Raw genomic sequence first — 24,234 nt, 5'->3', positions numbered from 1 at the left:
ATGTTTCATGAGCAAGGATAAATCGAACCAGCCTTATCTCCTTCGCGGCCTGCAATCGCTGACGACCAAAAGCTCTACTCTGATCAGTTCGTCCAAGTACCTGAACGATCCCCGGCTCAGAGATTGGATCGCCACTCATTTCCTGCGCCGCAGCGGCAAGGACCGGCCAACATCGGCAGATGCCTACCAGCTCTACGAGTTTCTGTTCGACGTTCAGGATCTCGAGCGGATCGAGGACCTGTTCACGCAGGAGCGCGCGCGCTGGCCGGAGCTCGACGCCTGGTTTCACGAGGGCTTTATCTCGACCTTCACAAAGGAGGATCTGCTGGACTGTCCGCAAGGGTCTTTGGGGCGCATCTTTGGCGAATATTTGCGAGACAACAACTTCGAACTGGACATCATCGAGCGGTTCGAGCCGCGCACCCAGTACGACTACTACCGCTTCCGGAGCGGACAGACCCATGACATCGAGCACATCATGTTTGGGGGCGCATTCAATATCCTGGGCGAACTCGTCCCCTACTATGCACGCCTGAGCAACGTTCCGCGCTTTCTTGCACCAGAGCTGGCGGCCGAGGTCAACCTGGGTCAGCTGCTTGGCGCGCAGCGCCTCCTGATGCGCACCGCCTTGCACTATCAGCAGTCGTACTTGAAAGCGCTGGAAGCGACACGGGTGGGGATGGACGTCGGGCTCGCCTCCGATCCCATCTTTCTGATCCGCTACGAAGATGTGCTGCATCTGCCGGTAGAGGAAGCCCGTCGCATCAAAGGCATTCGGAGTGCCCGGGAGGTGGACACGCTGGCGGCTTCGCTCGAGTGGGATGAGTACCGCCCGGACTGAACCTGGCGCCCGGCACCTATAACAAGAAAAATATCCGAAAATAGCGGACAAGTCGCCGCGCCGGTCAGGCTTTGCCTGAAACCGGGCGGGAACACGCAACAACTGCCTGCGGGGCTTGCCGAAGAAAATTACAAAGGGGAGGAAAAGGATGCAGAACTCTGTAGGCACCAAAGGTGCGCTCGCACAGGTCCGACGGCAATCAAATGGCCGTCTGCTCAGCTGCGGCGTGATTGTCGCCGTTGCTTCCAGTGCCCTACCGGCACTGGCGCAGTCCGATGCCGACACAACGCCAAGACTTGAAGAGATCGTGGTAACTGCACAAAAGCGCAGCGAGCCATTGCAGCGCACGGCGCTTGCCATCAGTGCCGTGTCTGCCGACACGCTCGAGACGCGCGGCATTGAAAGCGCGGGCAAGCTGACCGGCATTGCTCCGAACCTGACGACGACGTCGGGCAACGGCAACAGCTCGCACCTGATCATCCATGTACGTGGTATTGGCGATGCCGAGCCGATCCTGACGGCGGACTCGCCGGTCGGGCTTTATGTCGATGGCGTGATCATCGGCCGCTCGACCGGTGCGATCTTCGACGTGGTGGATCTGGAACGCGTCGAGGTTCTGCGCGGACCGCAAGGCACGCTCTATGGCCGCAACACCACGGGCGGCGCCGTCAACTTCATCTCACGCAAGCCAGCAGACGAGTTCGGCGGAGAGCTCGGAGGTAGCCTTGGCAACCTGGACTACTCACAGGTGCGCGCAAGCCTTGACACCGGCCTGATCGGCCGAGGGCTGAAGGCCCGCGTATCTTACACCCACAAGGAGCGCTCCGGCTATGTGGACAATGTCCTGAAGGCGGACAAGAAGGATCCCGGGGCGACCAATGTGGATGCCGTCCGCGCAGTACTCGCCTACGATGACGGCGGCCGCTTCCGCGCCACCTACAGCTTCGACTACTCCGATATCAACAATGTGGTGCCGGCCTCCCAAATCGTAGCGGCTACCGATGCGGTAGTCAGCTATTACCGCCAATCAGCAGCCAATGGCGGCTCGGCATTCATCGAACCGTCCACAGACCGGATCGATGCGCTGCGCGCGGATTACACACCCGTCCATGAAAAGGTGCAGGGCCATGCCCTGACACTGGAAGCCGATGTAGGCGACAGCCTGACGGTGCGCTCGATCACCGGTTTTCGCAAATGGAATTCGGAGTTGCTGAACACCGATCTGGACGGCAACGAGGGCCTCAAGGGCCGGCTCATAACCGGCGTCATTGGTGACGTCTCGCTCTTTGGCGCGGACAATGACCGCCGTCAGAAACAATGGTCACAAGAAATCAACCTCATTGGCAATATCGGCAACCAGCTTGATTTCGTCCTGGGCGGTTTTTACTTCCAGGAAAAATCCCATGAGTATAATCCGCAGTGGTATACCTATCTGGTCGATCTTGGCGGCATCTACCGCGGGTTGGGCCTTACAAATCTGATGGAGTATAGCCACAAGAACCGCAGCACAGCGTTGTTCGGCCAGGCAACCTACCATCTGACTGAAGACCTGCAGTTTACAGGCGGCCTGCGCTACACGCGCGACAAGAAGTGGCTGGACCAGACAAGCCCCACTCCCCGCTCGCTCGAGCGCTCCTGGGAGCGCACCAACTGGGCGGCGACCTTGCAGTACCAGGTCACGCCGGACGTGATGACATTCGCGCGCGTGGCAACCGGCTACAAGGCAGGCGGGTTCAATCCGCGCGCCATGAACGATGGCTATGACCCTGAAAGCCTTACTTCCTATGAACTCGGCTTCAAGTCCGAACTGCTCGACCGGCGCATGCGCCTGAACGGCAACCTGTTCCACATGAGGTTGAAGGACAAGCAGCTCAACCAGCTGATCGCGGGCACGGGCGGCGCCAACTCAGTGACGGTTAATGCCGGAAGCGGCCACTTCACCGGGGTGGAGCTGGAGCTGGATGTGCTGCTGACCGACCAATTGCACATCAATGGCTCGGCTGGCTATACCAAGCGCAAGGTCAAATCCTTCATCGTGCTGGATCCGACGACAGACGAATATATCGATGTGGCAGACGAAGCCCGCTTCAACTATTCGGCCAGCACCACATTCAACGTTGGAGCGGAATATCGGTTTGGCGAGGTGGCTGGTGGCGAACTGACCGCCCGGCTGGATTATGCTTGGCGCAGCCGCATATACTTCAATGCCATTCCCCGGTTCGGACCTTTCGACGATTACCTGACGAGCGGCCCGGTAGGCCTACTCGACGGCCGGGTGGCCCTGACAGGCTTTGAACTCGGCAGCTATGAGGCCACACTGGCACTTTGGGGCCGCAATCTTACGGACAAGAAGCACGTGACAAGCGGTGTGGACTTCGGCTCGCTCGGCTTTGGTACTGTGACCTACAGTGAGCCGCGCACCTGGGGCGTGGACATGAAGGTCAGGTTCTAGGACCTCAAGGACGGGAGCCGGCGCGACCACGCCGCGCTCCCGCGCGGGCCTCACGATCTGATCAGGCCGGATTTGACCGATCAACTCTTAGCAGCTGATGCCAATCTTGCGGTTCTGGCATGCAATCTCGGCGACGACGCGTTGCACGACGCCCCGCTTGCCAGAATCGTAGAAAATTTCCAACGCTCCTGCGCATAATGGGGGGTGTACCCGGCAACCACCCTGAAGATCACTTGCTAGATCGAAGTATTAGAATAGACTTCCCTCCATCCTTATTCCGGTTAACCACTACGGGTCTGCATATGAAAAATAAGGAGAAATACCCGGATTAAGGCAGGGGAGGAAAGTATGGTCAACGTATCGACGAAGTTCGGGATTCTGTTTGGATCTGTTGCGTTCGTGTCCTCTCTCAACCCGGTTCTGGCACAGGAAACAGCCCCGTCGGCACCCCCGGAGGCCTCGACCGGCCTAAGGCTCGACGAAATCGTCGTCACGGCTCGCCGGCGTGAGGAAGCCCTTCAAACCGTGCCGATTGCCGTTCAGGCATTCACCGGCGAAGCGCTGGCCCAGCGCAACATTCAGGACGCGACGGACCTGCAGCGCATGGCCGTGTCGCTGACCACCTACCAGCAGGCGCGCGATGAGGTCACCCTATCGATCCGCGGTATGTCCAGCTCGGGTGCATCCGCCCAGGGCCAGAATCCGCGCGTCACTGCCTATTTTGCCGAAGTGCCGCTCCAGACCGCCGATTCCGGCGGCCCGGGCCGCTTCTTTGATCTGCAGAACGTGCAGGTCCTCAAGGGTCCGCAGGGCACCCTGTTCGGTCGCAACTCGACGGGCGGCGCAGTGCTCTTCGAGCCCCAGCGACCGACGGACGAGTTCGAAGGCTATGTGTCTGGTCAAATCGGTCGCTTCGACGAACGTCAACTGGAAGCGGCGCTGAACGTACCGGTCTCGGAAACCCTTGCGATCCGCTTTGCTGGGAAGCGCTCCAAGCGCGACGGCTTTACGGAAAACCTGGTGACGGGCCAGATGCAGGACGACCGTGACTACTGGGGCGGCCGCGTCTCGGCCATGTTTACGCCCTCCGACCGTTTCAGCAACTTCCTGATGTTTGACTATTATAAGTCGGATACCAACGGCTCGTCACAGCAGATCGGCGGCATCGATCAGAACAAGGTTCTCACGGGCAATGTGCTCGCCTCCTCCCCGCTCGGCGGGTCGCTGCCGCCTTTGCCGCTCTACCTGGGCGGCAACAGACCGTCCGTTGCCTTGCTGCGCACCGATCCGATGGGTGCCATCATGCAGGCCATTGCCGCCGGCGGCTTTGCTTTCGCGCCCTCGCCTATCCTCGACCAGCAGCTGGCAGCCCAGAAGGCCGGGGGGCCGCGCGTTACTTTATCTTCGGTTGATGGCCTGTCCCGCACGCGCAGCTGGGGCATCACCAACATCACCGAATTTGAGCTCAACGACAACCTGATGTTCAAGAACATCTTCGGTCTTCGCCGCTTCAAACAACTCAGCCGCTATGACATGGACGGGACGGCTCTACCGCTGCTCGACCAGACGACGCCCGACGGATGGTCGAGCAATCTCCGGCAGATCACCGAGGAGCTTCAACTGCAGGGCAGCGCCCTTGACGGCAAGCTGGACTTCACCTTGGGCGGCTTTCTCCTTTGGGAGAAAACGCCTGACGTCCAGAAGCTCATCCAGGTGTCCGTCGGCACGCCGTCGCTCAATCTGATCGAGCGCAAGGAGCGCAGCCAGGCAGTGTTTGGACAGTTGTCCTACGACCTGTCAGATCTGGTGGCCGAAGGTCTCAGTATCACGGCCGGCTACCGCTACACCCATGATTATCGGTGGATCAAGACCGACAATCGCCGCGATCCGGCGGGCCAATTTCCGATCACGTCGTGCAGCCTGATCAACGGCTGTCCGGCCGTTGTGGATGAATCCTTCAACGCTTCGTCCTACAATATCAGCCTCGACTGGCAGGTATCGCCCGAGACACTTTTGTACATCACCCACCGCCGCGGCTACCGCGCAGGTGGCCTCAATCCGCAGGCACTTGATTTCGGCATCGCCTATGAGCCTGAAACCGTGACCGACGTCGAGGCCGGCCTCAAGGCTGACTTCGAAATCGGCGGCATGCCGGCGCGCACCAACCTTGCCCTGTTCCGCTCCAAGCTGAAGGATGCACAGGTCTCTGAATCCTTCTCAGAGACCAATCCGGTGACCGGCGAGCTCTCCCTCATCAATCTCATCGTCAACGCGGCCGAGGCGACTGTCAAAGGCCTCGAAGTCGATGCAATGCTGATGCCTGTCGAAGGCTTGAGGCTGACCGCTTCTTATGCTTTGACGGACGCAGAATATGGCCGCTTCATCAGTCGCCGGACGGGAGAGCCTGAGCTCAACCGGCCCTTCCCGTTCCTCGCCAAGCACCGCCTGTCGCTCGGGGCTCAATACAACATGCCGCTGCCGGGTGAGAACGGAGAGCTCAATTGGGCCGCGAACTGGAGCTACTCCAGCAGTTACTCCCTCTCCGTGTTCAAGGACCCGATCGGCGAGGAAAACGGCTACAACCAGCTGGACCTGAGCCTGGAATGGGCAAACATTGCAGGCAGCGATGTGAGCGCCTCCTTCTTCGTCAACAACGTCACGAAGGAGGTCTACAAGATCGGCGGCGTTCCCATCATGAGCGTCCTTGGCACCACGAGCCTCGTTTACAACGAGCCTCGGACCTGGGGACTACGTCTTAACTACCGCTTTGGCAACTAAGGTTCTTCCGATCGAAGAGCAGCCGATCGCCCCTCCCCTGTTTCAAGGGGGAGGGGCGACGGCTTTCAGGCATCAGGGACCATGGCAGTTGTAGTTCTCATCTCAGCAAGCGCCTTCCTCGCCGCGGCCCCGGTCAGATCATGATTTGACATTCCGTCTGCGATGAATTGATTAAGGCTTCCAAGAATACGCGGCGTCAGCGTCACCTGCCTGCGGTCCTGACTGAGCGCGACGAGGCCTTGAGCTTCGGCATCCATTAAAAGTTGGCGAACATGGGTGCGCGAGACCACGAAGCGGCGGCTCAGGTCCGCAAACGACAGCGGCACAGTGGTTGCTCCCTGGCTCATAGCCTCCTTGACAAGTTGCGCCAGCACCAGGATGCCCGCGTCGCGCGTCAGAAAGAGCATGATGTCGGGATTGCGCAGCAGAACCATAGCCGACTGAGCAAAGAAACCCGTGGCGATCTGCCTCTGGACACGTTGAAACTCAGGGTCGCCACGGAGTGGAAGGGCATAATCGGCATCACCATACAGGATCGCAAGTGGTGCGTAATGCGCAGCAAGCCAGTCCTGATCGTGCCGCTTCATCCTGTCGGTGGGCAACAGCAGGCGTGCACGCCTGTCTTGGGGCGAAACCTTGCTTTCAAGATAACCCGTTTGTATCAGGCGGCCAAGGACATGATCAATCCGCCTCGGACTTGCGATATTGAACAACGCAAGCGCTTTCTTGAGGTTACCGACCGTCGGCCAGGTGGCCCGGTCTTCCTTTCGGTAGCCAGCCTCCAGACAGATGACCACCGCAAAGATTACGATCCTTGCGGCTTCCATCAGCAGTTTGTTAAGAAACGCGTTGCCTCCATAGAGCGTCAGCACACTGTCGAGATAGACCAGGCGCGCCCGGGGGAACTCGGCATGACTGAGGATTGCTTCTGCACTCCGGTATGCGACGCCGAAATGCGGATCGTACGCCCTGCGATCAGTTCTTCCGCTCACGCCTGTCAGACCTCGACTGGAAATGTCCAGATCACTCTGGCAATCCTTCTGCTGCCATTCGCATACGACGATTGGGGCAATAAATATACGCAAAAAGTTCCGGTGCTAAGCTGATAGGATTGCGATAGCCGTGGATAAGGCGATCGGGGGAGGACTTGGGCGTTGCTGGTTCAGAACTGGGCAAAAGTGCGTGCTAGGCGTCCAAGCGCATGGCTTTTGCGGCTTGTCTGAGCGACTGCGAAGCTCCCGTATATCACCACAACGGCTGAAGCGGATCTCTGCACTACGGCGTCAGTTTGGCCCAGGCCAGGCCCTTCTTCGGCTGGTGCCGATAAACCTAAGATCAACTGGAAAGACAGCTCGCTCCTCAACAGGTGGCCAGCTTTCCCGCATAATCTTCACCAGGAGTGAAAATGAAACGCTCACGTATAACTGTGCTTGTGACCGGTGCCGTGCTCGCTGCAACCCCGGCGATCGGCGGCTCCACATCGACTGCCGAGATCTATTCCTTGCTTACAGCGTTGCCCGTTTCAGAGGCTTCTTCTGAGGCAATATCGAGCCGGTGCAACAGGGTACTTGCGCTGACCAACAAGGCAAAGTCCGAGCTGGAGAAGCGCAGCGCCCGGGCGACCTTCAATGAAGACTTCGTGGCTTATGACACCCTGATGCTCGGCCTTGGCGACGGCTACAACGAGATGGCTCTCATCTCGCAAACCAATCCAGACAAGGAGGTGCGGCAAGCCGCGGAGACCTGCGTTGCGAAGCTGTCGGATCTCAATAGCGCGATCAGTCTTTCCTTGCCGATCTATGAGCGACTGGCGAGCCTGCCGACGCCCAGCGATGCAAAGGCAGCCTTCACGCTCAAGAAGATGCTGACCAATTACAGGATTGCAGGTGTGGATAAGGATGCAGCGACCCGCGCAAAGGTTGCTGAACTGCAGAAAGAGATCACCGAAGTTGGATTGGCCTTTGCTGCCAACATCCGAGACGACACCGGTGACATCAAGTTGCGGCCCGAGGAACTGGCTGGGCTTCCGCAGGATTATCTGAGCGCCCACAAGGCGGGCGCAGACGGATTTGTGCACCTGACCTATGATTATCCCGACATCTTTCCGGTGCTTGAGTTTGCAAGCAATCGGGAAACCCGCAAAAAAGTGATGACAGCGTTTCTGAACCGGGCGTGGCCGACCAATGCGCCAGTGCTGAAATCGCTACTGGAGAAGCGCTACGCCTTGGCCCAGACGCTCGGCTACCCTGATTACGCTACACTTGTGACGACGGACAAGATGATCGGCGATCCACAGCGTGCCGGTCAGTTCTTGGATGAGATCAATGCGGCCGCCCAACCGAGCGCCGAGAAAGACATGGCGGAACTCCTTGCCTTCGCAAAGACGGTTGACCCGAGCATTACCGAACTGCAGCGCTATGACACGCGTTACTTCTCCAATCTGTTGCGCAAAGAGAAGTATGCAGTCGATGCTGCGGAAGTGCGCCAGTATTTCACTTACGACAAAACGCGTCAGGGCATCTTTGGCTTGATATCGGATCTGTTTGGCGCCGATTTCAGGCCATGGAACACCAAGGTCTGGGCGGATGGCGTCACGGCTTGGGAACTCTATGACAAAGACGGCACGCTGGTAGGACGTTTCTATCTCGACATGCATCCAAGAGAAGGCAAGTTTAATCATGCTGCCATGTTCCCGGTGCGCACCGGCATTGCAGGCAAACAGATCCCAACGGGCGCGCTGGTTGCAAACATGCCCGCCTCCGGACCGATGGACCATCAGGATGTTGTCACCTTCCTTCACGAGTTCGGCCACCTGATCCACAATCTTTACTCTGGCAGAACCCAATATGGGGTTCAGTCGATGGGCAATTTGCAGTGGGATTTCATCGAGGCCCCCTCGCAGCTGCTGGAGGAATGGGTCTGGGACTACGACACCCTGAGGACATTCGCATCCAATCCGCAGGGCGATCCAATACCCCAGGCATTGGTCGAAAAGATGAACGCAGGCCGCCGGTTCGGCCAATCCGAAATGTGGAAACGCCAACTCGCTCTGGCGGCGGTATCTCTGAATTATTACAATCGTGCGCCAGACTTTGATCTTAAAGATATGTATGATGCTCAGTCCCAAAGGTATGTGCAATTGCCCCTTCTGGACGCCGCTTATGAGTTTGCGAACTTCGGTCACCTCGATGGCTATTCGGCGATCTATTATACTTATATCTGGTCGAAAGCGATCGCATTGGACCTGTTCACTGCGTTTGAAAAGGCTGGGTTGCGCGATCCCCATGCCGCATCGCGCTATCGCAAGCTGGTGCTGGAGCCCGGCGGGTCCCAGGACGCCAATGTCCTGATACATGACCTGCTTGGCCGAAACCTGAGCCTTGAAGCCTTCAAAGCTGAACTTCAGAAGTAAAGTATCAAGGGGCGGGTGGGACTTGCAGTGCTGTCCCACCCGACCTGCATCGTTTCGGCCTCGAGAGCAGAAGGCCTCCTCCCGAGCATTGCATCTCCGTTGCCGCTCTCAAGCTTGCCTTTAGCGCCAGTTGGTTAGAGCCTTACGAGGCGGCACTGTTGTTGTGATCTTGTCCGCCGCTGCTTTGCGGCGTGAGGATGAGCGTTCGCCCTTCCACCCTCCAGGAGGCGAGCTGGGACAAGAAATTCATACCTAGAATATCAATCGGGCCGAGCGCCGCAGAGACGACGACTTTGAGATTGCGTGCTTCGATCCCGCCGAGGCTGAGCCGTTCAACGGTACCCGTCTCAGCTTCCACGATGCCATTGGCAGTTCGCATCATGACCGGAAGCATACCGGCACTTCGATCAATCGACGCGGCCTCGGCTGTCCGCTCTGACAGAGCGGTCACGGTTGCGCCGCTGTCTACGAGCATCCGTCTCTCAACCCCATTTATGGCAACCTGCGCCCAGAAATGGCCGTCAGGCGACATGCGGATCCGCACCTCCTCACCCATGACCTCCTGCTGATCAAGGCCAAATCGCGCTGTGATCCGCGCCAGGGTTGGGTCAAACGGCGCCTGCTGAAACAGCAGAAAAAGGCAGAAGACCAGCAACGCAAATGAAAACAGCGAGCGGATGATGCGGCCAACAAAAGGGATATTGAAAAGCAGGATCAGTAGCAACGCCGCACCCGCAGCATAAAGCCCCAACTGCTGCCATTCGGGATTGATCGTGATCGGCATATCCTCCCCCTATGAAGTCTGCTCTGCCGGACCCTCTGGCATTTGTGTCCGGATGACCTCATGCCGTCGTGCGCGCTTCATCATGGGAGCCCTGACAGGTGCTTGCGGCCTAAATCGTCTGACTTCCGGTTCGTATACGCCTCATCATCAGCTGTCTCCCGGTGGCCAGCGCTCGGCAGGAGTCTGTATCCCGTTGACCCAATCCCCAGGCCCGCCTGGCCCGGTCGACACTGCCGGCATCAAGCCATCCCGGTTCAGATGCGGACCGACAAAAGAGTAGGTTCTCGGCCATGACGAGGTGGCCAGCGCTCGCGCTGGAGCGCTGGTTTAGACGATGTTTGCGCAGGACCACCTGCTGAAATCGAGCGGAATGGGTCATCCCCTGATTAAGCGAGCGATCCTAAAGCCGGTTCCGTCAATTGGCCAAATCTGTCCCTGACTGCTGATCTTCAGGCCCACCTCGGTCTGTATGGGCGGAACGGCACCCGACAGACTTACGTTGTACTGCAAATGACAGGGCTGGGGGAAAGATCCGGTGAACGATGAAAGCAAGCCGATTGTTGTCATAACCGGTGCAACCGGCAATCTTGGCCGGTCTCTGGCATTTGCCTTGATGCCTGATTACCGCGTCGTCGGCCTTGATCTCAAGGCGATGGATGTCGGCTTTCCGGTCATAGAGGCTGACTTCACCTCCGACAGCTCCGTTCGCAAAGCCATGGCGCAACTGCACGACAGATGTGGAGGCCGGATCGCCAGCGTGCTTCATCTTGTGGCTTATTTCGATTTCTCCGGGGAGGAGAACCCGCTCTATTCGACTGTCAATGTCGAGGGGACCCGCCGCCTGCTGCATGCTTTGGCGAACTTCGAGGTCGAACAGTTCGTCTATGCCAGCACTATGCTGGTCCATGCCCCGTGTCGCCCCGGCGAGCGCATCGACGAAAACCAGCCGATTGACCCCCGCTGGGCCTATCCCCGCTCCAAGGCCGAGGCAGAAGCCGTCATCAAGGCCGAGCATGGTGCAATACCCTACGTGCTGCTGCGTTTGGCGGGCGTCTACGACGAGCAGTCAACGGTGCCGACCATGGCCCAGCAAATGGCGCGGGTCTACGAGCGGGATCTGGAGAGCTATTTCTACTCAGGTTCTACACTTGTCGGGCAGGCCATGCTCCACCGAGAGGACATGCTCGATGCCTTCCGTCGCACGGTTGACCGCCGCAAAGAACTGCCGCCGGAAACCGAAGTGCTCATCGGCGAGATGGATGCGGTTGGCTACGATGCCCTGCAGGACGAACTGGGCTATCTCCTCCATGGCAGCAACGACTGGCCCACTCTGCGCCTGCCCAAGGCCGTAGCGGCCGCAGGAGCCTGGGCGCAGGAAAAGCTCGAGCCGGTTATTCCCGATATGATCGACCAGGGTGAGAAACCATTCATCAAGCCTTTCATGGTTGCCATGGCCGATGACCACTACGCGCTGGACATCTCGCGTGCGCGGCATCTGCTGGGCTGGGAACCAAAGCACCGGTTGAAATCCGAGCTCCCGGGGATGGTAGCCGCCTTGAAAAGTGATCCGATCGGCTGGTACAAAACCAACAAGATCGCACCGCCCGAGGCTCTTAAGGCGGCGGCCGAAACAGGCATTCAACCACAAGAACTATTTGCCGACCGGCAGGAGCGGATCCGCATCGATCATGGTCAGAACCGCTGGCCCCACTTCGCCAACATCGGCCTTGGCATTTGGTTGCTCAGCCAGCCCTGGGCCATCAACGTGCGCGAACCCGGGCTGGCCTGGACGGAGGTGATCCTTGGTATCGCTCTTGTTGCGTTTGCCTCCATCGCCCTGTCATGGCGGGCCCAGTGGGCACGCTGGGTCTGCGCTGCTATCGGCGCCTTGGTCATGGCCGCCCCTTTCCTGTTCTGGACTGAAAACGCCGCAGCTTACCTTGCGGACACACTGGTGGGCATGCTGGTCTTTGCCTTTGCTGTCGCCATCCAGCCCGAGCCCGGCCCCTCTGCAGCCGCTGCCCTGACCGGGCCTGACACTCCGCCAGGGTGGAGCTACAACCCGTCCGACTGGTCACAGCGCCTGCCAATCATCGCTCTGGCCGTCATCGGTCTCATCATTTCGCGCCATCTGGCCGCCTATCAACTCGGCCATAACCCGGCGGCGTGGGACCCGGTGTTCGGTGGATCCGCTGCTGATCCTCGCAATGGCACAGAAGAGATCATTACCTCCTGGGTATCGGAAGCCTGGCCCGTCTCAGACGCGGCAGTTGGCGCCTATACCTATGCGCTGGAGATTCTGACCGGCATTGTCGGCTCACGCCAGCGCTGGCGCACCATGCCGTGGCTGGTATTGATCTTCGGCCTGATGATCGCGCCTCTGGGAATTACATCCATCTTCTTTATCATCATCCAGCCGATCCTTCTGGGAACCTGGAGCCTGCCCGCACTCATCGCCGCTGCTGTCATGCTGATCCAGATCCCCTACTCGCTTGATGAACTTTTAGCGACGATCCAGTTTATCCGGCGGCGCGTGAAAGCAGGCCGGAACTGGCTCTATGTTCTGCTGTTCGGGGATACAGACGATGGAGAAGCATCAGCACGGGAAGACGAGTTTGCCCGCAAGCCGCGTGCTGTCCTCAAGGATATGCTGACCGGAGGCGTCAGCCTGCCCTTGCCGCTGGCCCTGTCAGGCCTCATCGGGCTGTGGTTGCTGCTTACCCGTGTCACGCTGGGCAACGATGGCACCATGGCAAATGCCGATCATTTGATCGGCTCTCTGGTATTAACGATTGTTTCCATCGCCAGCGCAGAGGTAGCACGGCCCATGCGTTTCCTGAACATCCCGCTGGGCATTGCCCTGTGCGTCACGCCTTTCCTTTATGATGCGACGGGTATTTCCCTGGTTGCCAGCCTTGCATGCGGCGCGGCGCTCATTGCTCTCTCTTTCCCACGCGGGCCAATTCGCAATCGTTATGGTGCGTGGAGCCCATTGATTATTTAACGTCCGTGAATCCGCCCCAGCACTCCGGCACAATCACCCAACTTTACTGAATTGATGCAGCTTAGAATCGGAAGCTTAGGAAACGAAGTGCAGACAAATCCCACAAGGCAAATCGGACGCCGCAACTATATCTGCGCCTCGGATAAAAAGGTCCTTCATCGGCAGTAGCATTGACAATATCGGCCTACAGGTCCTAAAGGGCGGTGAGCCTGCAGGAAGGTTCACAAGATCTTCTTTTGGATCACCTCTCCTTCCTGCCCGTTCCTTGCAAAGTTGGCATCGCCTCTCCGCCTACTAGCTAATAAAATTTTATTAGATCGAGAAACATCCTGATGACAACCGACCTCCTGGAGATGACCGTTCGCCTGGCCTCGGCGCATCTGTCCATCAATCCGGTTTCTGCCGACAAGGTTCCGGATTTCCTCCACTCCATTCACAAGACGCTAAAGCAAATTCAAAGCGAGGAAGCTGCAGACAGCGATCCGAGTGAACTGGTCGCCAAAGAGGCCGCGTTGGCCCTGGCGCCAGTTACACCCGCCTCGGGCCTGGTCATCACACCGACCGATGCGTCGCCCCAGCCGAGCGAAATAGTTCGCGTCAGCAAAGCCCAGAGCGAGTCTATCTCATCTTCAGTTGCGCCCGCACCTGAGAACGACCTTCTTTCCTTAGTTGGCACCGAAACTTCAGCCTCGACCCCGCGCCCGACGGACGCTCACCATGACGATCCTGCCGGGACTTCCGGCGAGGCCGCAGCCGTTGAAAATCCGGCCTATGCAGGCCTTGATCCCTGGCTGGCAGAGCGCATTACGCCGGAGGTTGCCAAGAAGCTGAACCGGAATGGCAGCATACACCCGTCGCTGCACTATGATCATTTTATCTGTCTGGAGGATGGCCGTTCAGTCAAGTTGCTGAAACCTCACCTTGAGCGGCGCTTCAACATGACGCTGGAGGCATATATCCAGAAATGGAATCTGCCGGCCGATTTTCCGTCCGTGACGCCAGCTTACAGACAGAAAAAGGGCTTGCCGCCGTTGTCAGACGGAGCGGAACCCGTCATGGCTCCGAGTGTGGAGATTGCTCCGGTCATCATGACGGACATTAGCAATCCAGCTTACAAGAACCTCGACACCTGGCTGGCGCAGCGCATTACACCGGCCGTTGCCAAGAAGCTCAATCCCGAAAGCGCCGCGCACCCCAGCGTCTTTCCAGACCATCTCATCTGTCTTGAGGACGGCGGCAAGGTCACGCTGCTGAAACCTTACATCCGCAGCAGGTTCAATCTGAGCCTGGAGGATTACATCAAAAGATGGAACCTCCCGGCCGATTATCCGTCCGCACCGCCGCGCTACATTGAAAGAAAGCGCCGTCTCGCACAGAAAAGCGGCCTGGGATACGCCAAGTCAGCCAAGGCCGAACAGGCAGCCGAGCCCGCACCGGCACCCGTTAAGAGAGCCAAGTCCACCCGGCGCGTCGTCACGGCGGCCAGAGCCAACCGGGCCAGCAAGGACGTGATCGTCGAGAAGGTTGTCCGTCGCCAAGCGCGCAAGCCCGGCACCTTGTCACTGTTTGGCAAGAAGGAATAGATCAGGCTGCTGCCGGGTTGGTTGTGCGGCAGAAGGTCGATCAGCCAGCCTGGCAACAGGATGAGCAATTCCCATGACAGGCAGGCCTGAAATAAGGCCTGCTTTCAGATGCGCGACCATATCAGTATAGGATTACAGGGACGCTCGGAAGCTCGATCTGGATAAAGATCTGTCCCCTTTCCTCTTGCTAGCTCACAGGCGAACCGCACCTTCTCAGGTAATCTCAGTGCAAAGCTCGGAAGGTTGGCTTTGATATCGTCGATCATCAGTTGCGGCTCCTCCATGGGCGCAAAATAGCCGCCTGATCCGTGCTTTGCCAGATTCTGGAGATTGTAAATCGGCAGTAGCGCCTTTCCGAACAGACCCTTCCGTCATTTCAGAACAGCGACACGCCTGAGAGTGTCTCGAGCATCGATTTCCAATCATGGAACGGCTGCCATGGCTGCCCGTGCTGCAAGAGCATCTTCATGAAGACAGGCACGAAGCGCAAGGCTGAGCTCGTAGCTTTATTTGGGAGCAGCCTCCAGTTGGCCGAACTTTTCTGAGCATGACCATAATGTGCGTCTGAAGCATCGGCCCAAAACACCTCGATCGCCTTGCTACGGGGGCAAACCTGCGGCCTTAGCCCTTTCGGCCAATGAAGTGCACGGAGTGAGCCGGTCTTTGCCGTGGACAGAACTGGACCCCTTTTTTGCTGGCAGTTTAGAGCATTTCGGGCAGGGGCGGTTTTGAAAGGTTTCATCAGGGATAAGCGCCGGTGCCGTCGGCAAAGTTGCCGCCCCAAAAGAGGGACCCAAACTTCTCCATAAGACACGTCCGCAGCGGCCTGATAACCAGAATTACCACCATGCCCGCTTCCATGGAGAAGAAGCCGGATAGGTCGTGCCAGCAAAAGCTTCTGCTTGAAGCAAATGCCCTGGCGCGGCCGGATACGTTACCGATCTCGGCTCAACCTCCAGAACAAAGCGTCGGAGTCTGCGGAGAGGCCTCGGAAGGGCGGTGTCCACAAGAAATAACGGCCACGCCTGGAGGAGTAGGCGTGACCGTCAGATATTACGCGTTGGGGATAGTTATTGTTTTTGGGTCTTCAGCGCCTGCACTCGCAACTGCAGAGGCAGCCACCGCCGACCGTTATGGCGTCTCCGTAGCCGAGACATGGTTCAGCGCGATGACCCATTTGCCGTCGCGCTTGCGCATCAGCCGCGTGTTGATCCCATCGAGGGTTTTTTGCGAACGGCTGAGACGGAAACGACTGATGAGCTGGGCCGCGTCGGGTGCCAGAATCTCAATCCAGATATCGTAGAAGTGCAGCTGCCCGCGGGTGTCAGCGGACGCGCCGTAATCACGGATATAGTGTTCGAGCGTGCCCTGCCAATCCTTCTGGAACTGGCCGCGGGAGACGAAAGTTACATCTGGATTGGCGAAGCCCGCCATGTAGCCCCGAAAATCCCCACGGTTCCAGGCCGCCTCCATGTCCGCAATGACACCCCGGATTGCCCCCTCTTCCGCCGCCACGTCCACGCCCGCAAGCGTGGCCGCCGCGGGCCCCTCGCCCGCCAACGCGGCGGGAGAGGAACCCACAGGCAGAAGACCGAGGGCCAGAAGGGCAGCACGCAGGTAAGCGCCCATCCTCAGGAGACCTGTCCTGGGCCGTGGCCGCCGTTGGCGATGAACCTCTTGATCTGATCTTCCAGCGTTGGCAACGGCACGGCGCCGAGCTGCAGGATCACATCGTGGAAGTAACGCTTGTCGAATTTCTCGCCGAGCGCCGCTTCGGCCTCTGCGCGCAGGCGACGGATCGTCAGCTCACCCAGCTTGTAGGACACAGCCTGACCCGGCCAGGCGATGTACCGGTCAATTTCGTTCACCACCTCATGCTGGGTGAGGGCGGTGTTGTTCATCAGGTAATCGATCGCCTGCTGGCGGGTCCAGCCGAACTGGTGAATGCCAGTGTCTACGACCAGACGGGCCGCGCGCCACATCTCGTAGGAGAGCTGGCCGAACTCGTCATAGGGCGTCTCGTAGATGCCCATCTCGTAGCCGAGATATTCGGTGTATAGACCCCACCCCTCGCCGTAGCCGGAGAAGTAGATGTTCTTGCGGAAATCCGGCCGCTCCGGCGCTTCCAATGCCAGCGCCGCCTGGAAGCTGTGGCCCGGCGTGCACTCGTGCACGGTGAGCGCCGGGATGTTGAACAGCGACCGGGCCGGCAGATTGTAGGTGTTCATCATGCAGTTCTCGAGACCGCCGCGACCGCCAGTGTAGATCGGCGCCAGCGCTTCGGGAACGGGGATGATGCCGTGGCGGTAACGCGGCAGCGTCGCGATGGTCTCGCTCATTGCAGCATCCGCCTTCTTTGACACGTAGGCCGATTTGGCCAGCAGTTCATACGGCGTCTTGGCGTAGAACTGCGGATCGGTGCGCAGGAAGTGCCGGAACTCAGCCAGCGTACCCTTGAAGCCGGCCTTCTCCTTGGTCTTCTCCATGGCGGCCGTGAGGCGCGCCACTTCCTTGAGGCCGGTTTCGTGAATTTCCTTTGCAGTAATGTCCAGGGTGGTGAACTTGCGCACCATGTCCTGATAGTAGGCGTCGCCGTTCGGCAGGTCCTTTGACGCAATTGTCTTGCGGGCCTTGGGCATGTATTCGCTGCGGAACATGGTGTGCAGCTTGGTGTAGGATGGCGCCACCACCTCGCGAATGACTTTCAGACCCTCGGCCTTGATCTGCTCCCGCTGGGCCGCGGGAATGTTGGCCGGAATCTGCTTGAACGGCTCGAATAGCGGATTGTCCTCGCCGGTGCGCAGGTACGGCTCCATGGTCTTGTCGCGACCTTCAATCGCCACGCGCGGCACGGTATAACCGCGCGCAAGACCCGCACGCATGTTGGTCATATGCTCATCGAAATAACGCGGAATCTCGCGCAGGCGGCTAAGGTAGTCCTGATATTCCGCCATCGTCAGCAGCGACTTGCGGGAGCCGAGGCTGGTCCAAAAGAACGTGTCCGCATTGAACGGCGCTTCATAGGACTTATACCGCAGGTCAACCGCGTCGCCCCATACCATGGCGCGAAACACATCGTAGTTGATCTTCTCTTCCGCAGAGAGCTGGTCGACCGGGATAGCATCCAGCTGCTTTAATACATTTTCCCAATAGGCCAGGCGGCGCTGCTGGCTGGCCTCATTCACGCTCGGCAGATGAGCCGTAGGTTTGCCATCGGGCGTGCGGGCGAACTCCGCCTGGCGCCACTTCCACTCCGCCTCGTAGATGCTGCGCAGGCGCGTATCGGCACTGTTTGCAGTCTGGGTTTGGGCAGCCGACGCCGCAGAAGCGCTGACGAGCGTGGCGGGAACGGCGCCAATCGCCGCTGAGGCCAGCAGCACGCGGAGCATAAGGGAAGCAGTGCGCATACGATATCTCCTCGCCGGGACCCCCGTTTGATTTATCCTGCCGCCACCCGGCTTGGCGACAATCGTATACGGAATACGATACGGAATCGGCCGTTCTGTCAACACCGCAGATGCATAAAATCATGCAGGTACACCGAGCACTGCCCGCTAAGCTGGTTCGTCTGCGCTGCAAACTCGGGCCACCGCCGCAACCCGCCTTGACAGATGCAGGTGGCTACGTATCGTATTACGTATACGATTTTAGCGACAGGCGGATACCAAAATTATGACGACCTCATTGACTGTCGATCGCCGGACTCTGCTTGCCACCGCAGCCCTTAGTGCCCTCCTGCCCTCCTCGGTCCTGGCGGCAGGGCGGGCCAGCCTTCTGCCTGCCCATGCAGCGCCGCTGCCACTCGCCGACGTGCGACTCCTGCCCTCCCCGTTTCTGGATGCTGTGGAGGCCAATCGCGCTTACCTGCACCGACTGGAGCCTGACCGCCTGCTGCACAACTTCCGCGCAAGTGCCGGGCTTAGCCCTAAGGGCGAAGTCTATGGCGGCTGGGAGAGCGATACCATCGCTGGGCACACGCTTGGCCATTACCTGACCGCCCTGTCGCTGATGCATGCCCAGACCGGCGACATCGAATGCAAGCGCCGCGTGGATTATATTGTCAGCGAGCTGGCAGAAGCGCAGGCCGCCCATGGCGATGGCTATGTGGCAGGCTTCACCCGCAAGCGCGGCGACGTGGTGGAGGATGGAAAGGTCATCTTCCCGGAAATCATGGCTGGTGACATCCGCTCCGCCGGTTTCGATCTCAATGGCTGCTGGGTGCCCTTCTACAACTGGCACAAGCTGTTCGCAGGCCTTTTCGATGCCGAGACCTTGTGCGGCAATCCGCATGCGTTGCGCATCGCCGTGAAGCTGGCCGGCTATATCGATAAGGTGTTCGCCGCGCTTAACGACGAGCAGGTACAGCAGGTGCTGGACTGCGAGTACGGCGGCATCAATGAGAGCTTCGCTGAGCTCTACGCCCGCACCAAGGACGGACGCTGGCTGAGGCTCGCCCGACGCCTGGACCATCGCAAGGTTCTCGACCCGCTTCGCAACCGGCAGGATTCACTGCCGTGGATTCACGCCAACACGCAAATTCCAAAAATCATCGGCCTTGCGCGCATTCATGAGCTCATCAACGCCCCGAGGGAGCGCGTCGCCGCAGAGTTCTTCTGGGAGACGGTGGTCCGCGATTACTCCTATGTGATCGGTGGCAATGCGGACCGGGAATATTTCCCGGCGGCACGCACGGTCTCGAAGCACATCACCGAGCAGACTTGCGAAAGCTGCAACACCTACAACATGCTGAAGCTGACCCGGCATCTTTATAGCTGGTCGCCCAGCGCACACCTGTTTGACTACTATGAGCGGGCACACCTCAATCACATGCTCGCCCACCAGAACCCGAAGACCGGCGGCTTTGCCTACATGGTGCCGCTGATGTCAGGCACGCACCGCACCTTCTCAAAGGACTTCGAGCATTTCTGGTGCTGTGTCGGGTCCGGCATCGAGACCCATTCCAAACATGGCGAGAGCATCTATTGGCAGGGTGGCGATACGCTGATCGTCAACCTGTTCATCCCCTCGCAGGTGACCTGGACCGAGCGCAATGCCAGCATCCGGCTCGACACCCGGTATCCCTTTTCTGAGGACGTGACCCTGACCCTGACGGAGCTTGCGCAGGCCGATGCCTTTGCGATTGCTCTGCGCATTCCCGCCTGGTGCGAGGGTGCAAAGGTCGCCATCAATGGAATGGACCAGCCGTTTGACGCCAGAAGCGGCTACGTCGTCCTGCGCCGCAAGTGGAGGAAGGGAGACCGCATCAGCCTTACCCTGCCGATGAAGCTGCGCACGGAATCGACGGTCGATGATCCGGACATGATTGCCCTCCTGCATGGCCCGGTGGTGCTGGCGGCGGACATGGGCTCGTCCGAGGAGCCCTTCAGCGGCCCGGCTCCCGCATTGGTTTCCGACACACTTCTGGCCGGCTTCGTGCCCGTGTCGGTCGAGCAGAAGCAATTCCGCAGCCAGGGCGTCGGCCGCCCGAAGGATCTGGAATTCCATCCGTTCTACAGCCAGTGGGAGCGGCGCACGGCCGTTTATTTCCGCCGCTTCACCAATGCCCAGTGGGCAGACGCGCAGGTGGCCTTTGCTGCCGAGCAGGCACGCCAGCGCGAACTGGAAGCACGCTCGGTCGATATCATGCATCTGGGCGAGATGCAGCCGGAACGCGATCATCAGCTGGAAGCGAAGAACAGCTACCCGGTCACCTACCGCGGCCGGCATGGCCGCGACGTGCGCTCGGAAGGCTATGTACAGTTCCACATGAAGGTGCGCCCGGGTCCGCTGGTATTGCAGGCGACTTACTGGGGCGAGGAGCGCAACAAGCACTTCCATATCCTGATCGACGGACAGCGCATCGCCACTCAAAGGCTGGACGGCGAGAATCCTGGCGAGTTCTTTACAGTGAACTACACTGTCCCCGAAGCGCTCACACGCGGGAAAACACAAGTGCTGGTGCGCTACGAACCGGAGGCTGGCCTCAACCGCGGCGGCCCGATTTTCGGAATGCGTCTGCTGCAAGCCAACTAAGCGTCCGACATGCGCCGGGCAGGCCTGCGCCGTGGAAGTCCCACCGCGCAGACCTGCCCGGTTTTGCCTGATGCAATGCCCCTTCTGGGACGCCGATGCGGAGCCAGCCTGTCACAATTCGGCAACAGTTAAGCCTGCACCGCAAAGCACCCTTATCACTTTCTTGACTCCCGCCCATCTTCGCATACCGTATTTAGTATACGTTATTCGGGGGAACCGTTAACACCGAGAACCGACGGGTGGACCACGAAAGCTCAGCCCGCAAAGAACGTGGCTGGCTTTCCCGCCCGCATCGCCTGGCAACAGGCAATAGGGACGCACAACCGAAAAAGGGACTCGGTTGCGCAAACAAGGGAGAGGATATGAACAGGGACGGAAACTTGCGGCCGTCGCGTGGGAGAGCGCGACTGCTGGCATCGACGCTGCTGGGAAGCGCCGTGCTGCTCGCCTCGGCGAGCGCCTTCGCACAAGACACGGCCGCGGTCGATCAGGCTGGCTCGGCAATGGATACCATCGTGGTGACCGGCTCGCGCCTCGTTCGCAATGACTTGGCGGCGCCCAGCCCCATGACTGTGGTCGATGCCAGCGCCATTGCCATGTCGGGCAGTGTCACCATCGAAAACACCATGAACGAATTCCCGCAGCTGGCGGCTGGCAACACCTCCAGCGTCAACAACGGCGGTGGCTCGGGCGTTCTGACCGCCAACCTGCGCGGCCTTGGCGCCACCCGCACCTTGGTGCTGGTCAATGGCCGGCGCTTCATCCCGGCAAACTCCGACGGCTCGGTTGACCTTGCCTCCATCCCCGACGCCCTGGTCGAGCGCGTGGAAATCATCACCGGCGGTGCATCCGCGGTCTATGGTTCCGATGCGATCGCCGGCGCGGTCAACTTTATCCTGAAGGACAACTTCGAGGGTTTTGAGACCAGCTACAACTACGGTCAGACCTTCGAGGGCGACGGCGCCTCACACAAGGTCGACGTCACCTACGGCTCGAATTTCGCTGATGACCGCGGCAACGTTGTGGTCTCTGCATCCTACACGCGCCGCGACGAGGTGATGCAGGGCGACCGCTCCTTCTCCCGCGTGCCGCTGGACACCGTGAACGGCGAACTGATGCCAGGCGGTTCGGGCAGCATTCCGGGCACCCGCGTGCCGCTGAGCGAGGGCCAGCGTGAAAGCCTGGTCGGCGTTAACCTGACGCCAAGCGGCGACTGCTCGTCCATAACCGGCATTCGCTTCGGCGAGAACGGCGCAGTGCTGCCGTACTGCCAGCCGCAGGACGCCTATAACTATGCGGCCGACAACTATTTGCTGCGCCCGATGGAACGGACCCAGATCTCGGCCATCGGCAAGTTCGACATTTCCGATAATGTCCAGGCCTATACCGAGCTGTATTTCGTCAACACGACGAACAACTACCAGCAGGCTCCTGACAGCTTCACTCCGCTGACGCCTGGTGCTCCGTCCTCCACTCTGCTGGTGCCTAACTACGCCAACAGCGCCAGCCTGCCTGCCAACCTGCGCCAGTTCTTCGTTGACAACGCACATGTGTTCGACGCCGACGGCGATGGCACTGCCGAGATCGCCGGCGCCGGCCGCCGTGCCGACGAACTGGGACAGCGCTACTATTCCTACGAGCGCACGTCATTCAACCTGACAGGCGGCCTGCGCGGCGACTTCCATGTGGCCGGCAGCGACTGGAGCTGGGATACCTTCTACCAGTATCAGCGCAACCGCACTGACACCCGCATCGAAGGGCAGATCTCTCAGACCCGCCTAAGCCAAGGCCTCGACTCGATTGTGGATGCCAACGGCAACGTTGTCTGCCGCAACCAGACCCTGGGCTGCGTCCCGGTCAACATCTTCGGCCTCGGCTCCATCAGTCAGGAAGCCGGCACCTACCTGACCCCAACTCGCGCGCACAGTGAAGTGTTCGAGCGTCAGGTGGCAGGCGCCTCCATCAGCGGCGCACCGATCGAACTGCCTGCTGGTCCGCTGGCGGTGGCCCTTGGCGTCGAATATCGCAAGGACAAGTACGATTTCAATCCGAGCGCACTTGACCTTGGCATGGAGTATGGCCCGGTCTCCCTGCGTCCGATGGCCGGTGACTACAACTTGAAGGAAGTGTTCGGCGAAATGCGCGTCCCCATTCTGGACGGCATGGCGTTTGCCGACACGCTGGCGCTCGAAGCCGCCGCCCGTTACGGCGACTACTCGACCATTGGCAGCGTCTTTACCTGGAAGGTCGGCGGCGAGTATGCGCCGGTTGACTGGGTGCGCTTCCGCTCGGCCTACAACAGCGCTATTCGTGCGCCGACTCTGAACGAGCTGTACTCGCCGATCAGCCGCGGCTTCACCACCGGCACCGATCCGTGCGACGTGTCCAATAATCCGTCGGCTGCTCAGCAGCAGCTTTGCGTCACGCAGGGCGTACCGGCGGCAGACCTCGACAGCTTCACCCAGGCGACGCTCGGCTTCAATGCCGACAGCGGCGGCAACCCGAACCTGCAGGAAGAAAAGTCCAAGACCTTCACGGTCGGCGCGGTCATCTCTCCGCCGATGGTGCCGCGTCTGAACTTCACCATTGACTACTTCAAGGTCAAGGTGACCGATGCCGTCGCGAGCGTGAACGCCAACCAGACGCTGGCGGACTGCTTCTCCTCCCTCGACCCGACTTCGGCCACCTGCCAGTCGATCCACCGCCTGCCGAGTGGCCAGGTCGACTACATCTCGACGCAGCTGAACAACATCGGCTCGCTCAAGGTGGAGGGTCTGGACGCCCAGGCCGACTATCGCTTGGATCTTCCGGACGCCGTGGCGCTGGGCGACGACGGCGCCACCTTGTCGCTCTCGGCTGTTGCAAGCTGGCTGTTCGAGCGCTCGACCCAGGTTCTGGCCGGCCAGGATCCGATCGACTGCGCGGGCAAGATGGGCGGCGGCTGCACCGGCACTGGTGTGTTCGCCGTGCCTGACTTCAAGCTGCTGCTGGGCACGATCTACAACTCGGGTCCGCTCACCTGGCGTCTGCAGGGCCGGATGATCGGCGGTCTCAAGCTCTATGAGGGCGTCAAATCCCCGGTCGAGAAGACCAAGGCCCAGTGGTACTTTGATACCTCTGCGTCCTATGACGTCACCGAGACCCTCCAGGTATTCGGCGGTATCGATAACCTGTTCAACAACAAGCCGCCGATCATGGGCACGGCCCTGTCGGGCGACGCCAACACCGACCCGTCCCTCTACGACGTGATTGGCCGCCGCTTCTTCGTCGGCGCACGGGCCCGCTTCTAAAGCGAAAGCGGAGTTTAGAACTTCTTACCCGCCTTGCGCCGCTGAACATTCGTTCGG

The 24,234-nt window shown here is 59.6% G+C and carries 12 protein-coding genes; 8 read left to right on the top strand and 4 right to left on the bottom strand.

The window, feature by feature from the left end:
• Window positions 1-7 precede the first annotated feature (7 nt).
• From VIG90_RS02170 to VIG90_RS02160, 3 genes are all read left to right on the top strand, one after another.
• Window positions 8-841, top strand: a complete 834-nt coding sequence (locus tag VIG90_RS02170; protein WP_331591789.1) for a Coq4 family protein — start codon at window positions 8-10, stop codon at window positions 839-841.
• A 148-nt stretch (window positions 842-989) separates the two neighbouring features.
• Entirely contained in the window at window positions 990-3,293 is a 2,304-nt protein-coding gene (locus VIG90_RS02165) for a TonB-dependent receptor (RefSeq protein WP_331591788.1), read from the top strand.
• Between the two features lie 348 nt (window positions 3,294-3,641).
• Window positions 3,642-6,071, top strand: coding sequence for a TonB-dependent receptor (locus tag VIG90_RS02160; RefSeq protein ID WP_331591787.1), 2,430 nt, complete (start codon window positions 3,642-3,644; stop codon window positions 6,069-6,071).
• 65 nt (window positions 6,072-6,136) lie between these two features.
• Here the strand turns inward: VIG90_RS02160 and VIG90_RS02155 are convergent, their stop codons facing one another.
• Window positions 6,137-7,063: a hypothetical protein gene (locus VIG90_RS02155; RefSeq protein WP_331591786.1), complete on the bottom strand. Its 927-nt coding sequence runs from the start codon at window positions 7,061-7,063 to the stop codon at window positions 6,137-6,139.
• 413 nt (window positions 7,064-7,476) lie between these two features.
• On the opposite strand from VIG90_RS02155, the gene VIG90_RS02150 reads away from it, so the two are divergent.
• Window positions 7,477-9,483, top strand: coding sequence for a M3 family metallopeptidase (locus tag VIG90_RS02150; protein ID WP_331591785.1), 2,007 nt, complete (start codon window positions 7,477-7,479; stop codon window positions 9,481-9,483).
• Window positions 9,484-9,625: 142 nt separating this feature from the next.
• On the opposite strand, the gene VIG90_RS02145 is transcribed toward VIG90_RS02150, so the two are convergent.
• Window positions 9,626-10,267 (bottom strand): retropepsin-like aspartic protease, encoded by a 642-nt coding sequence (locus VIG90_RS02145; RefSeq protein ID WP_331591784.1) that lies wholly within the window; start codon window positions 10,265-10,267, stop codon window positions 9,626-9,628.
• A 535-nt stretch (window positions 10,268-10,802) separates the two neighbouring features.
• On the opposite strand from VIG90_RS02145, the gene VIG90_RS02140 reads away from it, so the two are divergent.
• Together VIG90_RS02140 and VIG90_RS02135 are read left to right on the top strand one after the other, a co-directional pair.
• Complete coding sequence (locus VIG90_RS02140) at window positions 10,803-13,271, top strand: NAD-dependent epimerase/dehydratase family protein (RefSeq protein WP_331591783.1); 2,469 nt, start codon at window positions 10,803-10,805, stop codon at window positions 13,269-13,271.
• Between the two features lie 332 nt (window positions 13,272-13,603).
• Entirely contained in the window at window positions 13,604-14,854 is a 1,251-nt protein-coding gene (locus VIG90_RS02135) for a MucR family transcriptional regulator (RefSeq protein ID WP_331591782.1), read from the top strand.
• Between the two features lie 1,131 nt (window positions 14,855-15,985).
• Here the strand turns inward: VIG90_RS02135 and VIG90_RS02130 are convergent.
• Both VIG90_RS02130 and VIG90_RS02125 read right to left on the bottom strand, forming a co-directional pair.
• Window positions 15,986-16,483 carry an SgcJ/EcaC family oxidoreductase gene (locus VIG90_RS02130; protein WP_331591781.1) on the bottom strand — a complete coding sequence of 166 codons (498 nt, stop codon included), beginning with the start codon at window positions 16,481-16,483 and terminating at the stop codon, window positions 15,986-15,988.
• A gap of 2 nt (window positions 16,484-16,485) precedes the next feature.
• A complete protein-coding gene (locus VIG90_RS02125; protein WP_331591780.1) occupies window positions 16,486-18,261 on the bottom strand; it encodes a DUF885 domain-containing protein in 1,776 nt (591 codons plus the stop codon).
• A gap of 265 nt (window positions 18,262-18,526) precedes the next feature.
• Between VIG90_RS02125 and VIG90_RS02120 the strand changes: the two genes are divergently transcribed.
• On the top strand, window positions 18,527-20,887 hold the full coding sequence (locus VIG90_RS02120) for a glycoside hydrolase family 127 protein (protein WP_331591779.1): 2,361 nt from the start codon (window positions 18,527-18,529) through the stop codon (window positions 20,885-20,887).
• Between the two features lie 362 nt (window positions 20,888-21,249).
• Window positions 21,250-24,177 carry a TonB-dependent receptor plug domain-containing protein gene (locus VIG90_RS02115; RefSeq protein ID WP_331591778.1) on the top strand — a complete coding sequence of 976 codons (2,928 nt, stop codon included), beginning with the start codon at window positions 21,250-21,252 and terminating at the stop codon, window positions 24,175-24,177.
• Window positions 24,178-24,234: the final 57 nt, after the last annotated feature.

The organism is Pedomonas sp., from assembly GCF_036515995.1.
Classification (GTDB): Bacteria; Pseudomonadota; Alphaproteobacteria; order Sphingomonadales; family Sphingomonadaceae; genus Pedomonas.
Note: the sequence above shows the minus strand (reverse complement) of the source record. Positions and strands in the feature narration are given on the sequence as shown.